This window comes from Martelella endophytica (assembly GCF_000960975.1).
GTDB classification, from domain to species: Bacteria; Pseudomonadota; Alphaproteobacteria; order Rhizobiales; family Rhizobiaceae; genus Martelella; species Martelella endophytica.
This window is the reverse complement of record NZ_CP010803.1, coordinates 992,299-1,008,100: the sequence shown is the minus strand read 5'-3', so window position 1 is coordinate 1,008,100 and position 15,802 is coordinate 992,299. Positions and strand designations below refer to the sequence as shown.

At 63.5% G+C, this 15,802-nt stretch carries 11 protein-coding genes; 7 read left to right on the top strand and 4 right to left on the bottom strand.

Annotation, left to right across the window (positions count from 1 at the left end; genetic code table 11):
• Positions 1–38: 38 nt before the first annotated feature.
• The 6 genes from TM49_RS04605 to TM49_RS04580 all read left to right on the top strand — a co-directional run bounded on the left by TM49_RS04605 (position 39) and on the right by TM49_RS04580 (position 7,403).
• Positions 39–983, top strand: coding sequence for an ABC transporter permease (locus tag TM49_RS04605; RefSeq protein ID WP_045679733.1), 945 nt, complete (start codon positions 39–41; stop codon positions 981–983).
• Positions 980–1,798 carry an ABC transporter permease gene (locus tag TM49_RS04600; protein ID WP_045679732.1) on the top strand — a complete coding sequence of 273 codons (819 nt, stop codon included), beginning with the start codon at positions 980–982 and terminating at the stop codon, positions 1,796–1,798. The genes TM49_RS04605 and TM49_RS04600 overlap by 4 nt, the downstream gene beginning before the upstream one ends.
• Entirely contained in the window at positions 1,795–3,429 is a 1,635-nt protein-coding gene (locus TM49_RS04595; protein WP_045679731.1) for an ABC transporter ATP-binding protein, read from the top strand. The genes TM49_RS04600 and TM49_RS04595 overlap by 4 nt, the downstream gene beginning before the upstream one ends.
• Positions 3,422–4,282 (top strand): serine hydrolase, encoded by an 861-nt coding sequence (locus tag TM49_RS04590; RefSeq protein ID WP_045679730.1) that lies wholly within the window; start codon positions 3,422–3,424, stop codon positions 4,280–4,282. Before TM49_RS04595 ends, TM49_RS04590 begins: the two co-directional genes overlap by 8 nt.
• A gap of 32 nt (positions 4,283–4,314) precedes the next feature.
• On the top strand, positions 4,315–5,856 hold the full coding sequence (locus TM49_RS04585; protein ID WP_045679729.1) for an ABC transporter substrate-binding protein: 1,542 nt from the start codon (positions 4,315–4,317) through the stop codon (positions 5,854–5,856).
• Between the two features lie 134 nt (positions 5,857–5,990).
• Positions 5,991–7,403 carry a M20 family metallopeptidase gene (locus TM49_RS04580; RefSeq protein WP_045679728.1) on the top strand — a complete coding sequence of 471 codons (1,413 nt, stop codon included), beginning with the start codon at positions 5,991–5,993 and terminating at the stop codon, positions 7,401–7,403.
• Positions 7,404–7,754: 351 nt separating this feature from the next.
• Here the strand turns inward: TM49_RS04580 and TM49_RS04575 are convergent, their stop codons facing one another.
• From TM49_RS04575 to TM49_RS04565, 3 genes are all read right to left on the bottom strand, one after another.
• Entirely contained in the window at positions 7,755–10,160 is a 2,406-nt protein-coding gene (locus tag TM49_RS04575) for a glycoside hydrolase family 31 protein (protein ID WP_045679727.1), read from the bottom strand.
• A gap of 70 nt (positions 10,161–10,230) precedes the next feature.
• The gene (locus tag TM49_RS04570; protein ID WP_045679726.1) at positions 10,231–11,553 is read right to left on the bottom strand and encodes a TRAP transporter large permease; all 1,323 of its coding nucleotides are present in this window, start codon (positions 11,551–11,553) and stop codon (positions 10,231–10,233) included.
• 1 nt (position 11,554) lies between these two features.
• Entirely contained in the window at positions 11,555–12,058 is a 504-nt protein-coding gene (locus TM49_RS04565; protein WP_045679725.1) for a TRAP transporter small permease, read from the bottom strand.
• 175 nt (positions 12,059–12,233) lie between these two features.
• Between TM49_RS04565 and TM49_RS04560 the strand changes: the two genes are divergently transcribed.
• Complete coding sequence (locus tag TM49_RS04560) at positions 12,234–13,271, top strand: LacI family DNA-binding transcriptional regulator (protein ID WP_045679724.1); 1,038 nt, start codon at positions 12,234–12,236, stop codon at positions 13,269–13,271.
• Positions 13,272–13,330: 59 nt separating this feature from the next.
• Here TM49_RS04560 and TM49_RS04555 read toward each other — a convergent pair whose 3' ends face one another.
• Complete coding sequence (locus tag TM49_RS04555; protein WP_144409475.1) at positions 13,331–15,799, bottom strand: hypothetical protein; 2,469 nt, start codon at positions 15,797–15,799, stop codon at positions 13,331–13,333.
• Positions 15,800–15,802 lie beyond the last annotated feature (3 nt).

Here is a 15,802-nt window from a genome sequence, read left to right as displayed (position 1 = left end):
AACCTGCCGCCGCAAGGGCAGGGCTCAGAGGGGTTCTGATGCTCAGATTTTTCCTCCATCGCGTCGCGATGGCGATACCGACGGTGATCATCGTATCGATCACGGTGTTCGGCCTGATCCGTCTCATTCCCGGCAATCCGGCGGAACTGTTGCTCGGCGAAATGGCCGATGACCGACAGATCGCCGCGCTCGAGACCGAGCTTGGCCTCGACAAACCGCTGCCGCAGCAATTTCTGATCTGGAGCGAGAACGCGCTCTCCGGCGATCTTGGCCGCTCGATCATCAATGACGAGCCGGTGTTGCCGCTGGTCGCCGCGCGCTTCGTCATCAGCGGCGAGATCGTGCTGATCGCGGTGGTGCTGGCCGCCATTCTGGCCGTGCCCGCGGGCATTATCGCGGCGTGGCGGCAGAATTCGGTGACGGACCTCGCGCTTGTCGGAACGGCGACGCTGCTTCTTTCGATCCCGACCTTCTGGCTCGGCCTTCTGCTTCTCCTGCTGTTCGGTCTCGAGCTTGGCTGGCTTCCGGTGCTCGGCTACGTGTCGCTGCGCGACAATCTCACCGAGGGGCTGATCTATATCATCCTGCCGGTCGCCACGCTTGTGATGCATGAGATGGGCGTACTGCTGCGCATGTCCCGCGCCTCGACGCTCGAAGTCCTGCGCCTCGATTACATCACCCATGCCCGCGCCAAGGGGCTTTCCGAAATGGCCGTTCTATGGCGTCACGCCTTCAAGAACGCCTTCGGCCCGACCTGGACGATGATCGGCCTGATCCTCGGCAACCTGCTCGGCGGCATTGCGGTGATCGAGACCGTGTTCTCGATCCCCGGGCTCGGCCGGCTGATGGTCGACAGCATTTTCCAGCGTGATTACCCGGTCATTCAGGGCTGCCTGCTGTTCGTCGCGCTCTCCTATGTCGTCGTCAACCTGATCATCGACCTGTTCTATCCGCTGTTCGATCCCCGGGTGACGGCACAATGAGAAAACTTTCCTATAATGCCGCGATCGGCGGTTTCCTGATCGGTCTCCTGCTCGTTGTCGCGCTTCTCGGCGCGTTCTGGACGCCCTACGACCCGCTCAAACTCGATTTCGTCGCCCGGCTGAAGCCGCCGAGCTTTGCCCATTGGATGGGCACCGACGAATTCGGCCGCGACGTGCTCAGCCGGATCATGGTCGGCGCCGGCGCCAGCGTGTGGATCGGCACGCTCACCGTCACCTTCACCATTGTCATGGGCACGCTGATCGGCCTCGTCAGCGGCTATACGCGCGGCCTCACCGACGGGCTGATCATGGCCGTCAACAATGCGCTGCTCGCCTTTCCGGGTATCCTGTTGGCGCTCGGCCTGCTCGCCGTTTTCGGGGCCAACCAGTACGGCATCATCTTCGCGCTCGGCATTGCCTACACGCCGTCGATGGCGCGGCTGGTGCGCGGCGTGGTGCTGACGCTGCGCGAAGCGGAATTCATCGAAGCCTCTAAGCTGATGGGCAATAGCGAGTTCTACACGGTGTTCCGCCATATCTTGCCCAATTGCCTGGCCCCGATGTCGGTGCTGGCGACCACCATGTTCGGCTGGGCCATTCTTTCGGAAAGCGCGCTCTCCTTCCTCGGCCTCGGCGTGCCGCCGCCGGCGCCCACCTGGGGGAACATGCTGGCCGCCGGCCGGCCGTTCATCGAGCAGGCCGTCTGGCTCGGCGTTTTCCCCGGCCTCTGCATCGCGCTCACGCTGCTCGGCATCAATCTTCTGGGCGACGCGTTGCGCGACCGGCTCGACCCGCGCATGAGGGGGCTGAAATGATGAAGGATATTCTCCTTTCCGTTCGCGAGCTGACGCTTTCCCTCGGCAATGGCGTCAAGCTCGTCGACAATGTCTCTTTCGATGTCCGTCCCGGCGAGATCTTCGGCATTGTCGGCGAATCCGGCTCCGGCAAGACGCTGGCGACCCGCGCGCTGATGTCGCTTCTGCCCGCCGGCATCACGCCCGTGAGCGGCGAGACGGTGTTCGAGGGCCGCGATACGCTGACCATGAGCCCGCGTGATCTTCGATCGCTGCGCGGCGCGCGGATCGGCATGGTGTTCCAGGAGCCGATGACCTCGCTCAACCCGTCGATGACCATCGGGCGGCAGCTGGAAGAGGGGCTGAAGCTCCATACCGGGCTTTCCCGAGAAAAACGCCGGGATGCGATCCTTGCCATGCTGGAAAGGGTCGGCATCGTCGATCCGAAGGGCGCGCTGTCAGCCTATCCGCACGAGTTTTCCGGCGGCATGCGCCAGCGCATCATGCTGGCCTCGGTGATGCTGCTGAAGCCGGCGCTGCTGATCGCCGACGAGCCGACCACGGCGCTCGACGCGGTGATCCAGCGCGACGTGATGGAGCTGATGGTAGAGTTGACTCGCGCCGAAGGTACGGCGGTTCTGCTGATCAGCCACGACCTGCCGATGGTCGCGCGCTATACCAGCCGGATCGCGGTGATGGAAAAGGGCGTCGTCGTCGAGACCGGCACCACCGACGACATCCTGACCAACCCGCAACATGCCTATACCCGCAAGCTGCTGTCGTCGCTGCCGGGGCGCGGTGAAACGCGGACATTCCCGCCGGACGATACGCCGGTGCTTTCCGTCGAAAACGTGATCGTCGACTACCACAAGGCCGGTGCGCTGTTTCGCAAGGGGCAGGCCAAGCGTGCGCTACACGGGGTCTCGGTCGATATCCGCCAGGGCGAGGTGGTGGCGCTGGTCGGCGGCTCGGGTTCCGGCAAGACCACGCTCGGCCGCACCATCGCCGGCCTCATTCACCAGACTGAGGGCGATATCCTGTTCAACGGCAAGCCGCGGGAACAGGACTGGGCGCACTATCGGCAGAATTGCCAGATGGTGTTTCAGGACCCGTATTCCTCGCTCGACCCGCGCATGACCATTGTGAAGCTCGTCGAAGAGGCACTGCGCACCATGCCGGGGCTGAGCTCCGCCGAACGGCGCAGGCGGGCGCTCGCGACCCTTGCCGAAGTGGGCCTGCCCGGCGAATTCGCCGACCGCCTGCCGCACGAGCTCTCCGGCGGCCAGCGCCAGCGCGTTGCAATCGCCCGTGCCGTTGTGCGCGAGCCGAAACTGCTGATCGCCGACGAGCCGGTGTCCGCGCTCGACGTGACGGTCAGGGCGCAAGTGCTGGCGCTGTTCGCCGACCTGCAGAAGAAGCACGGCTTTTCCTGCCTGTTCATCAGCCACGACCTTTCCGTGGTCGAGCAGATTGCCGACCGGGTGATCGTGATGCAGCACGGTAGAATCGTCGAGGAAGGCCCGCGCGACGAGATCTTCGACCGGCCGCAGCATGCCTATACGCAACGTCTGCTTTCGGCCATTCCGGCCCTCGATTTCAACGAGAGCGGTGGCGTGAAGCTCAAATGGCGTCTGGAGGAACACGATGACTGACACAACCGAAAAGACCGAAGCGACGGCCGCCGAACTCGCCAAAATCTGCGATGCGCAGGATTTCACCGTCCGCTTCAAGGTCAAGAACCTGCTGACAGGCGAAACCATCGAGCGCGGCGCGACCGAGGAGACCCCGTCGGCCTCGACCCGCAAGATCTCGATCATGATGGCCGCGCTGCAGGCGATCGGGGAGGGGCGGCTCAGCTTCGACGAGAAGATCGTCTATGAGCCGCGCCACGCCGAACAGGTGGCAAGCGGCGTGCTGCGCCACATGACGCCCGGCATGGTGCTGTCGCTGCGCGATGCGATTGCCGGCATGATCACGCTTTCCGACAATGTTTGCACCCATATGGTGTTCGAACGGCTGACGCTGGAAGAGGTCCAGGCCTATTGCGCGGCAATCGGCATGACCGGCACCCATCACCGCTTCCTGATCCCGCCGATCGCGCTGCCCCACGACCATCCGCTCGACGCGGTGACGGTGACGACGGCCGCCGACCAGGTGATGCTGCTCGACATGATCCTGGCCGCCCAGACCGATGCCGCGGCCTCGGCGCGGCTCGGCATCTCGCAGGAGCTGTCGGCCTTCGCGCTGAAAATGCTGAAATCGCAGGTCCTGCGCTACGGAATTCACGCGCGCCTTCCCTTCGACACGGTGATCGCCAGCAAGGGTGGAAGGGGAAAGCGCGGACGCATGGATGCGGGCATCGTCTATCGCGACGGCGCGCCGCTCTTCATCCTCGCCGCCTACACGGACGGGGTACCGCTCACCATGCCGGACGGGCTTCCCGGCTATACGGTGGCACTCGAGACGATCGGCCGGCTCGCCCGCGCCTGTTTCACCGGACTTTGAAGGCCTGAAAACAGAACCAAAGAGGGATAAACATGAAGAAACTACTCCTGGCCGGCGTGATGCTGGCGGCGCTTACCCAGACGGCGGCCGCGCGCGATATCGTCGTCGCGCTCTCTTCCGACCTCCGCTCCAACGATCCGGGCGTCAATCGTGACGGCAATACCGACGCGATCATGATGCACATTCTCGAAGGTCTGGTCGGCTATACCGAGGATGGCGCGGTTAAGCCGCTTCTCGCAAAGTCGGTCTCGATGTCCGATGACGCGCTGACCTATACCTTCACGCTGCGCGATGACGTCACCTTCCACAATGGCGACAAGATGACCGCCGACGACGTGGTCTGGTCCATGAACCGCTACATGGACGCCGACAGCAAGTGGCGCTGCCTGCCGGATTTCGACGGCAGCCGCGTGGTCAAGCTGACCGGCGTCGAGAAGGTCGATGATGCGACCGTGACGATGACGATTGCCGAGCCCTCGGCGGTCTTCCTCGGCCTGATGGCCCGCCCGGAATGCGGCTTCACCGGCATCATCTCGCCGAAATCCGTGGGCGAGGACGGCAGCTTCGTCGCGCCGATCGGCACGGGCCCGTTCAAGTGGGACGAGTGGAAGAAGGGCGAATATGTCCATCTCGCCAAGAATGACGCCTATGTCTCGCCGCCGAACGACGGCGAACCGGACGGCACGGTCGGGGCCAAGAACCCGCTCGCCGATGGCGTCAAGTTCATGGTGGTTCCGGATGCCTCGACGGTGAAGGCCGGCATCCAGTCCGGCGCGCTCGATCTCGCCGAAGTCTCGCCGGACCTGATGCCGGAATTCGAGGATCGCGATGACAGCAAGCTCATCGTCGCCGTCAACAACGGCAAGAACCTGTTCTACATGCAGACCCGCGATCCGGTTCTGTCCAATCCGGGCGTTCGCCGCGCCATGGCCATGGCGCTCGATCTGCCGCAGCTTGTTGCCGCCGCCTCCAACGGAACCGGCACGCCCAACTGCTCGATGATCGCGACCAACTCGATCTATTACAGCGAGACCCAGCAAGAGTGCCTGCCCTACGATATCGAGGCTGCGAAGAAGGGGCTGCAGGACGCCGGCTATAACGGCGAGCCGATCTCGATCATCGCCAACCGTCGCGGCAATGTGCCAAGCTATCCGGCGGCAATCATTGCCCAGGCGATGATGCAGCAGGCCGGCCTCAACGTTCAGATCGAGGTGCTCGACTACGCCACCCAGGTTGAACGCCGCCGTTCGGGCAATTACCAGGTGATCTCGCAGTCGGTCTCGCCGCGTCTCGACCCGGCGCTGATGATGAGCTTCTATGTCGGCGACAAGGATGAGAACACCTCGCTGATGTGGGAGAATCCGGAGGCCGTAGAACTGCTCGACGCCGCCTATCGCGAAACCGATCAGGAAATGCGCCAGCAGATCTTCGACGATTTCCACACGCTGATGCTTGAGGATATGCCGGGCCTGTTCATGTACGACATGGTCGACATCTGGGCCGCGACCGCGAGCCTTGAAGGCTCCCCCGTATGGCAGGGCAATCCCCGCGTATGGGAAGTCTCGGTCGACTGACCGGCTCGTCGCCGCGCTGCATCTGCGGCGCGGCGTTTCTCCTCAAACACCCTTATCCCGCGGCCCGTCGACATGGGCCGCGCGACCTTTCATGACCCCAGACCCGCTGCCGCGGCAGCAAACAGGACCTCCCCATGACGCAGCAGGCGATCGAACAACTCGCGAATGAAATCGAGGCATTGAAGCCGGAATTCATCGAACTCTCCGACCGGATATGGGAGCTTGCCGAACTGAAATTCGAGGAATTCGAATCGGCGAAGCTCCAGGCCGCACTTCTGGAGAAATACGGGTTTTCCGTCACGCGCGGCGTCGCCGGCATCGAGACTGCCTTTTGCGGGGAGTATGGCGGCGGCAGGCCGGTGATCGCGATCCTCGGCGAATTTGATGCGCTGGCCGGCATGAACCAGGTCGCCGGTATCGCCGAGGAAAAATCCGACAATCCGGGCGCAAGCGGCCATGGCTGCGGCCACAACCTGCTTGGCGCGGGCTCGCTTCTGGCGGCGGTGGGGCTTGCCCGACATCTGGAAAAGAACGGCGTTGCCGCGACCGTGCGCTATTATGGCTGCCCGGCGGAAGAGGGCGGCGGCGCCAAGACGATCATGGCCGAGGCCGGCGTGTTCGACGATGTCGATCTCGCGCTGACCTGGCATCCCGCGCCCTTCAATGGCGTGCGCTCCACCAATAATCTCGCCGTCATCGAATACGATATCCGCTTCAAGGGCGTGGCCGCCCACGCCTCCAACGCCGCCCATCTCGGCCGTTCCGCGCTCGATGCGCTGGAGCTCACCAATATCGGTATCAATTTCCTGCGCGAGCATATCCCGTCCGATTGCCGGATCCATTACGCGATCACCGAGACCGGCGGCGTCGCGGCCAACGTCGTGCAGGCGCACGCGGCCGGCCGCTACATGATCAGAGCTCCGGAAATCGGCGGCGCGCGGGCGCTCGCCGAACGGGTGAAGAAGATTGCCGAAGGTGCCGCCATGATGACGGAGACCAGCGTCGAGCTGGGGCTCGGCAAGGCGACCAACAGCCTGCTGCCCAACATCACGCTCGAAACGGCGATGCACGAGCAGATGACGGCGCTCGGGCCCGTGCCCTTCGATGAGGCCGACGAGGCTTTCGCGAAGGACATTCAGGCGACGTTTTCGCAGGAGGCGATCGACAGCAGCGTCCGGCTCTATCAGGTTCGGGAGGATGCGCTTTCCAACAGCCGGGTCGACGGGTCTCAGCCTCTCCACCGGGGGCTGAGGGCCTTTGAGGGCAAGTCGCATTTCCGCGCCGGTTCCACCGATGTCGGTGATGTCAGCTGGGTTATTCCAACCGCGCAGTGCTGGACGCCGGCCTGGGCAATCGGCACCAATCCCCACACCTGGCAGGTGGTCGCCCAAGGCAAGAGCCCGGCCGCCCACAAGGCCTTCGTGCACGCCGCCAAAACCATCGCCGCCACCGGCCTCAAGGCCGTCGCCGATCCGGCGCTCATCGACAAAACATGGGCCGAGTGGAGCGAAAAGACCGGACGGAAGCGCCTTGGCGAAATGCGTTAACGGCGTAATACGCCCTGTTCCCGCGTAACGCCAAGGTCGAACGACCCCGGAACGTCGCGCCCATAACCCGCGATTTCTGCGTGGTTGGCTTCCGGGGCGAAATGGCCCCGTCAACAAGATGGATTTTCGCGTCTGGGAAATCGCGGATGAAGCGCCCAGCGGCCGGCGTTATGGAGGCCGGATCGTGCTTGCCCCAGACAGCCGGGAACGGGGGCTGCTGGTCGCGGAAACAGGGCTCAATGGCGGGATAGAGAGCCAAATTGCTGCAATAGTCCAGGATTAGGAGGAAACGCTGGACGTCACGCGTGGCTATATCCCTGTCGCCAGCCACATCGGCGTGTGCGGCGCGCGTCAGCCCAGATATCCGGAGAGTTCATCGCGCGGCGCCTGCCCGGGCGTCGCGTCGAAGCCATTGCAGCGCAGTCGCCGTGTCTCTGCTTGCGGCAGCCATACATGATGGTGCCGGAAGCCGGGCTGATATTGACCCGAAACCGCACGGGAAAGGGAGAGTGCATCCCCGTCGCCGGAAAACCGGAACGTGGTGATCGCATGGGCCTCGGGGGACTGCCATCCGGTCGTTTGCCCGTCATCGTCGTAATGAACGCGTTCGCTCTCGAACCGATCAGGCACCGGAAACAGCGCGATCGTTCTGCCGCGGTCGGCATCCTCATGAGCACGGGAGGTTTCGTCGCAGAGGGGAATGACCGCGCCGGCGCGAATGAACAGGGGAATGCTGTCAAGCGCGACCGGAACGGTCACGGACGTGCCCGGCGCGTGATACTGACCGCTTCGCGCGTCCCACCACCCGGTGGCGTTTTCGGGCAGGTAGACGTCCCGTTCGGTGGCCGCCTTGTCGACGACATTGGCAACCAGAATGTCTCTTCCGAGCATGAAGTCGTCGGTTTCGTCGTAGGTGCGCTGATCGTCGGGATGATCGAGGAAGGTCGGGCGCAGGATCGGCTCGTGCGCGCACGTCGCCATCCAGGTCTGGGTGTAGAGATAGGGCAGCAGCCGGTAGCGCAACCTGATCGCCTGCCGGATCAGCGGCAGGACGTCCGGGTACATCCACGGCTCGTTCGCGGTTCCGTCGTCGTTCCATGAGTGAATGGTGAAACGGGGATGGAAGATGCCGTTCTGGACCCAGCGCACGAACAGCTCCGGCTCGGGCTTCGGACCGGAAAAACCGCCGACATCGTGACCTATATTATAGATGCCGGACAGCGAGAGCCCGAGGCCCATGCGGATATTGTAGCGCAGGGTTTCCCAGCGGGTGTAGTTGTCGCCGGTCCATGTCTGGGCGTAGCGCTGGATGCCGGGGCATCCGGCCCTGGAAATGAGATAGGGGCGGCTCTCAGGCGCGAATGCCTGCTGGGCGTCGCGGGACGCCCGGCTCATCAGCATGGAATGCAGCGGCCGGATCAGGGCGATCGGAATTTCGCGGCCGAAGCCGTGGCACCGGGCGCCGTCGTCCCAGATTTCATATTCATTGTTGTCGTTCCAGGTGCAGGCGATGCCGCGTTCAAGAAGCTGCGTGGTCACGCCGTCCTTCCACCACGCCACGGCGGCGGGATTGGTGAAGTCCAGATGGGCGCCGGAATCGTCCCAGAAGACGGCGTCTGCGTAGCCTTCGCTCTCGCTGTCGCGGATGAACAGGCCGGCCTCCAGCGCTTCGCGGAAGCGTGGATGGTCCTGCAGCAAAGCGGGCTTGATGTTGGCAATCAGCGTGACGTCTGCGGCCGCATAGTGGCGCGTCATGCCTTCGACATCGGGAAACTTGTCTTCGTTCCAGTTGAAGACATAGCGCTTGCCGTCGATGGATGTATAGCCCGACGACATCTGGAAGCTGTCACAGGGAATATCGTACTCGGCGAGCTGCGCCAGAAAGCCTTCGAGTTCCTGCTGCGCGTTCGGTCGGTCGGTATAGGCCATGGTGGAGCCCGAATAGCCGAGCGCCCAGCGCGGCATGAAGGCGGTCCCGCCGGTCAGGCGGGTGTGGTTGCGGACGAGGTCGAGCAGTTTCGTCGCCCAGGCGAAATAATAGTCGAGGTCGCCATCGGTGGCGCGATAGGCGCGAAACGGCTTGTGATAATTGTCGAACTCGTTGCCGATATCGAACCAGCACGACGACAGGTTGTCGTAAAACAGCGAGAACGCGCCGGCCTCGGGCGTCACGGTAAATGTTACCGGCAGGTGCTTGTAGAGCGGGTCGGTGGTGCGGGCATCGTAGCCCATCGCATCGAGATTGCGCATCTCGAAGCGGCGTCCGGAACGCTCGAGGTCACCCGCTTTCTCGCCGAGGCCGTAAACCCGCTCGCCCGGCTTGCGCAGCAGGAAGTGGCTGTTGCGGTGGTCGCCGATACCCAGCATGTAGGCGCCGGTCGGCCGCTCCTCGGCCACGAGGGCCCAGTTTCCTTCTGCCGTGCGATGTTCCCAGCGCAGGGTCAGCGGCCGTTCGACCGTCACGCGCAGCGTGGCGGTGGCGATCGTCAGCCGACATGCGTCCGTGTCGATCTTGACCTCGGCCCGGGGGCGCGAAAACCCGGCAAGGTCGTCGCGGGAGCGGCCTTCGGCGGGGACGTCTTCCGTCGGCGCGATCGACCAGGTGCGGTCGAGCCGCCACGTCCCATCCTTGCGCAACGCTACCCTGAACAGCGTCTCCTCGAGAACGGAGATGTCCAGGCTGTGGCGGTCATCGACGATGAGCCTTACGGCGTGGTCGTTCTGCTCGGCAAGTTTCCAGTTTTTCAGGGTGCGCATGACAATGTTCCGGATTTTAGTGAAAGGCGCGGCGCAGGGCGCCGCAGCCGGTGTAGCAGAGGGCAGCGCCCTACATCAGACCCAGCAGGCGCGGCAGGCCGAGCGTGAGCGCCGGGATGTATGTGATCATCAGGAGGGCGATCACCAGCGTGATGAAGAAGGGCAGCAGCGGCTTTGCCACCTTCTCGATGCTGACGCCGGCAATGCTGCAGCCGACGAACAGGACCGAGCCCACCGGCGGCGTCATCGAGCCGATGCCGAGGTTGAAGATCATCATCAGGCCGAACTGGACCGGGTCCATGCCCACTTCCCGCGCGATCGGCAGGAAGATCGGGGTGAAGATCAGCACCGCCGGAGTCAGGTCCATGAAGAAGCCGATGATCAGCAGGCAGATATTCATGATCAGCAAGATGACGATCGGGTTCTTGAAGGTCAGAAGCGCATCAGCGATCGCGTCCGGAATGCCGGTGATGGTCATGACATAGGACATCACCCCTGACGCCGCGATCAGGAACAGGATGACGGCGCTGGTGACCATCGAGCTTTTCAGCACATCGACATATTCGCGCCAGGTTGCAAGCCGGTAGATCAGCGACAGGACGAAGGAGTAGAGGACGGCCACGGCCGCGCCCTCGGTCGCCGTGAAGGCGCCGATGACGATGCCGCCGATCACGACCACCACCATCAGCAGTGGCGGCAGGGCCTGCCAGACGATCTTCGCGGCTTCGCCGAAGCCGGGGATTTCCGAGACCGGAAACTTCCGCCGTTTGGCAATGACGCCGGCGACGATCATCACCGAAAGGCCCATCAGCAGGCCGGGCACGTAGCCGCCGATGAAGAGCGCGGAGATCGAGGTGCCGCCCGAAACCAGCGAGAACAGGATCAGCGGACCGCTCGGCGGGATCAGGATGCCGGAGGGCGCCGAGGCGATGTTGACGGCGGCGGAGAAGGTCGGGTCGTAGCCTTCCTTCTTCTGCAGGGGCGCCATGGTGCCGCCGACGGCGGCGGCCGCCGCGATCGCCGAGCCCGAGATCGAGCCGAACAGCATGTTGGCGATCACGTTGGTATGGGCAAGCGAGCCCGGCAGGCGTCCGCCGATCAGCTTGGCGAGGTTCACCAGCCGGATGGCGATGCCGCCCTTGTTCATGATGTTGCCGGCGAGGATGAAAAAGGGGATTGCCAGCAGGGTGAATGAATCGACGCCCGCAAACATCTTCTGCGTTGCGACGAAGAAGGCGACGCTCGGCGGCAGGAAGAACAGGCCGGTCAGGATCGATGACACCGCGATCGCGACCGAGATGGCGATGCCCTGGGCCAGCATCAGGAAGAACAGGCCGAAGAGCAGGATGGACGCGAAAATGGTCTCGTCCACATAGTCGAAGATAAAGTCCATGTCAGAGGCTCCCCACCGGTTCCAGCGGTGCCCGGTTGCTGTCGCGGACGAGAATGATCATGTTCAGCGACTGAAGGATGAAGATCAGAACGGCGGCGATCGGCATGATCAGGTAGACGTCGCCGATGGGGATGCGCATGATCGGGGAAAACTGCGTCATCGAGGAGGTCACCGCCTTGATGCCGCCGAGGAACATGATCAGCACCGAGAATACCAGGATGACGGTGTCGTTGATCAGCATCAGGATCAGCTTCTTGCGCCCGGACAGCGCCTCGATGGCAAAGACCAGCGAGAGATGCTGGCGCGTGCCGAAGGCATAGGCCGACCCCAGAAAGGCCATCCAGATCATCATGAACCGGAGAAGCTCTTCGGTGTAGAGCGCCGGCGCGGCGAGTACGTAGCGGGTGAAGACCTGCCACAGCATCAGACCGACCATGATCGCAAGCATGGCGGAGGTCAGGTACAACAGCAGGCTTTCCAGCGCGTGTTTTGTTTTATCTATCATGAGCGTCCTCCATGTCGCGAACGAAGGAGCGCGGGCACTGGCGCGATGTCGTCCGGGACAGTTTGATGCGGCAGCGAAGGTTTCCTCCCTGGGCTACCGATTTTGATGATATCATGCATCATGAAAAAAGATTGCGCTATATGAAAGAATATTTCATGCTGTTGGAAACGGAGGGATGCACATGAAAAAGGAAAGCAGGCGGGTCCGGCTGAGCGATCTGGCGCGCTATTGCGGCGTCTCGCCGTCAACCGCCTCGCGCGCGCTGTCGGGTACGCCGGGGGTGCGGCCGGAGCTCAGGGAAAAGATCCTGCAGGCGGCCAAGTCGCAGAACTACCATGTGCCGATGTCGATCGCGGGCCTGAAGGTCATCGTCGCGGCCAGCGCCAGCGCCATGCTCGACTATCAGCGGAACCAGTTCACCGCCTTCGTTCTGGAGGGCATGCGCGAGCGCGCCGAGATTCTCGGCCTGTCGCTGGCGACAAAGGCGATTTCGAACGCGGAGGACGAGCGCCGCATGCTGGACGAGGCTGCCGGTGATCCCGAAATCGCCGGTGTGCTGATGCTGACCATCGATGAGGATGAGATGCTGGTGCCGGCCCGCGCGTTCCGCAAGCCCGTTCTGCTGGTCAATGGCGACGATCCGCTGATGCGGCTGTCGAGCATCGCGCCCCACAATCGCGCGGCCGCAGCCCTTGCCACACGCTACCTGAAATCGCTTGGCCATTCCCGCATCCTGTTTCTTGCCCGCCCCGGCCGGCGCACCATTCTGCGGCGCCTCGAAGGCTGGCGCGACGAGATCGAGACGATCGAGGGCGTCCACTGGCGTGATCTCGTGGTCGATGCGACCGACTGGACACCCGAGGCCGCGATCGAGGCGATACGCCGTCATGTCGGGGAAAAGGGCAACGCCTTCACGGCCGTTCTCGCGGCCGGCGACAGCCTTGCGGCCGGCGCCATTTTCGGTTTGCGCGAACTTGGCCTGTCGGTTCCCGGCGATGTTTCGGTGATGGGGATAGACGGCCTGCCGCAAAGCGACTTCCTTGATCCGCCGCTGACCACGGTTCAGATCCCGATGCGCGAGATGGGGGCGGCTGCGCTGGACATGATCCGCGACCTTCTCGACAACGAACCCTTCCTGTCGCGCCGCACGGAACTGTCCTGCTCGCTGACCGAACGCGGGTCGACGGCGCGGGCGAAGGGTGGCAAGGGCTGAGCGAGAAGAACACGCCGGCGGAGGCCCAGGGCGCCGCCCGCCGGCATTGTTCGAACCGCCTAGTCGAAGCTGCGGATCGTGCCCTCGATCGTCCAGTCGGCGGGGTTGAGGCTGCGGCCCTCCGCCGCAATCGTGCCATCCGTTCCGAAGGCGACGGCGCCATAGTCCGGATCGTCGACGGTGATGGTCCCGTCTTCGGCGAGGGCGTAGGCCAAGGCTTCGAAACGCTGGCGGAAGTCGGCGAGCCCGCCTTCCACCTCTCCGCTTTCCGCCAGCCGGAACAGCCATGCGGTCCTGCGGCCGGTCTGGCGGATTTCCATTCCGGCGGTCGGGCCGTTCTCGATCGGCTCGAGAGGGGCCGTACCGCTGACCATGACAAATCCGTCACCCGAACGCGCGCAGGCAAGGCTGGGCGCTGCGACGGTTTCGTCGAAGGCCCTTGCGGGGAACCAGATATGGCTGAAATCCGGTTGTCCCTCATGGGTTTCGAACAGAACCACGGCAAGGTTGCGGTACTGGTGCACACGTGGCAGCGCGCCGCAACCACCCCAGTAGGAGGGCCTGCCGAAACCGCAATGGATCACCTCGCCGGGATGGTTCACCCAGATCTGGGCATCGGGATTGCGGCCGATCCGCAGTTGCAGCACGGTTTCCTGATAGCCCCATTCGCCCCAGCGATAGCGGGCCAGCGAGCCCATCGCCGTTTCCGCGGTCTTGTAGTGGTAAAGGTGAGCGAACCGGTTTTCGCCCTGCGAGAACGTCCATTCCTGGTGTGCGCCACCGGCAAGCCGGGCCTTGTCGCGATCGCTTTCAGGGATCGAAAGGCCGAAATCGCGCAGGCACAGCAGGAATTGCGGTAGCGTCTGGAAGGTGCGGCCGTAATTGCCGAGCCCCCAGAGAACGCGGGCCATTGCCGACAGTTCGCTGGTGCGTGCGGCCATCAGCGTATGCTCGTAGGAGCGGCCCTGTGCGGCGGTCAGCGTGCCGTGATGGGCGGAGGCGGCAACCACCGAGATCAGCCGCAGGATCGCCTTGCCGGCGCGCTCGCGGATATCCTCGTCATGGGCAAGGGCGTAGAGCGTCGTCAGGCCCTTGAGGTCGATCGGGAAATAGGGAACCGAGTTGAACTCGGCCATCTCCCATTTTTCGAAATGGTCGAACCAGTCCCTAAGCCGCGCCGCGCCGCGTTCTGACTGTTCGGCCCCCGTCACATTGGCGCGAACGAACATCTTGTCCGCATGGAAATGCCCCGCCAGATAGGCGGCGGTGTGGAACAGCAGCGCGTGGTTTTCCGAATAATACCACTGCACGTCATTGCCGGGCTCGTCCAGCCAGTAGCGGAAGTTGAGCGTGGCGGCATCAATCCGCGCGCGAATGGCCTCCGAAATAAGATCGCCGTAGCGGATCCGCCCGAACAGCAGCGGCACGAGATGAAAATCGGCGCAGTCGTGGCAGTTCTCGATTTTCGGCAGAGAAGCCTCGATCATCGCCTCGGTCTCTGCGTCGCCAAGACCGAGTCCGAGCCGCGCCAGCGCCGAAATCGCATCCGCATAGCCATTCTCGGCGACATGGCGGAGCGCTTCGTCGATGCGACCGTCGAGGCTTTCGGGTGGTGCGCCCTGGTCCTCGCAGCGCGCGATCTCAACCGTGAACGGCCGCGACAGGGTCAGGCCGCCGGCGCTGAGGCGCACCTCGAAATGGCGGAAGTCGCTGTGAAACGACGACACGTCGCCGACGACCAGCCGCTCGGAACCGGCGGGTAGGCGGGTCGTAAATGTGTCGTGTTCCTCGGCGAGGAAATCGCCCGCGACGAGGATCTCGACATCGAGGTCGCGGCTGACGGTCTGCGGGCAATGAAAGGCGACGGTTCCCGAGGAATAGGCCGGCTGCTCGAAATGCATGGTTTCCAGCATGCTTTCGATCTCGTCGGCAAGTCCGCTTTCGCAAGGGACATCTAGAGAAACGACGGCTTCCGGCCCGTCGCAGTAGTCGAGCTCGAAGAAATAGCGGGCGTCGCGTTCGGCGAGATCATCGAAGAATACGGCAATCTCGTTCAGTCCGGCTTTCAGCTCCACTTCGAATGCCTGATCGGTTTCGAAATTGCGCTGATAGACGCTCATGAACCCCGCCTCTTCGCCGTTGACGAAGAGGATGGCGCCGCCGCAGCAGCTGAGTTTCAGCGTCGCCGTTCCGGCGGTTTTAGCCTCGATGCGCGTTTCCGCCCAAGCGGAAACCGCGGTGGCGCGGAACCAGAAGCCGGACAGGTCGACGCGCGGCGAGCCGAACGGCGTCCAGATCCGCCCGGGCCTCTGTTTTTCGACGATCAAAGGGCGCTTGCCGCGCCGTTCGCTGACGAACTGCGTGCGGCAGGGATATTCGTGCGGGATGAAGTTCTTTTCCTTGGTGAGGAAGAACTGGGCATCCATATGGCCCGACATGGTGGCGTCGGGCACGTTGTATTCTTCTTGCGCAATGGCCGATACATGCCAGTAGCAGACCGGCGTGCCGTTCGGCAGCGGCCGGCGCATTGC

Bases quoted from the DNA above. Each gene is read 5' to 3' on its own strand.
- TM49_RS04605 (WP_045679733.1), top strand. From the start codon at position 39: ATGCTCAGATTTTTCCTCCATCGCGTCGCGATGGCGATACCGACGGTG.
- TM49_RS04600 (WP_045679732.1), top strand. From the start codon at position 980: ATGAGAAAACTTTCCTATAATGCCGCGATCGGCGGTTTCCTGATCGGT.
- TM49_RS04595 (WP_045679731.1), top strand. From the start codon at position 1,795: ATGATGAAGGATATTCTCCTTTCCGTTCGCGAGCTGACGCTTTCCCTC.
- TM49_RS04590 (WP_045679730.1), top strand. From the start codon at position 3,422: ATGACTGACACAACCGAAAAGACCGAAGCGACGGCCGCCGAACTCGCC.
- TM49_RS04585 (WP_045679729.1), top strand. From the start codon at position 4,315: ATGAAGAAACTACTCCTGGCCGGCGTGATGCTGGCGGCGCTTACCCAG.
- TM49_RS04580 (WP_045679728.1), top strand. From the start codon at position 5,991: ATGACGCAGCAGGCGATCGAACAACTCGCGAATGAAATCGAGGCATTG.
- TM49_RS04575 (WP_045679727.1), bottom strand. From the start codon at position 10,160: ATGCGCACCCTGAAAAACTGGAAACTTGCCGAGCAGAACGACCACGCC.
- TM49_RS04570 (WP_045679726.1), bottom strand. From the start codon at position 11,553: ATGGACTTTATCTTCGACTATGTGGACGAGACCATTTTCGCGTCCATC.
- TM49_RS04565 (WP_045679725.1), bottom strand. From the start codon at position 12,058: ATGATAGATAAAACAAAACACGCGCTGGAAAGCCTGCTGTTGTACCTG.
- TM49_RS04560 (WP_045679724.1), top strand. From the start codon at position 12,234: ATGCACATGAAAAAGGAAAGCAGGCGGGTCCGGCTGAGCGATCTGGCG.
- TM49_RS04555 (WP_144409475.1), bottom strand. From the start codon at position 15,799: ATGCGCCGGCCGCTGCCGAACGGCACGCCGGTCTGCTACTGGCATGTA.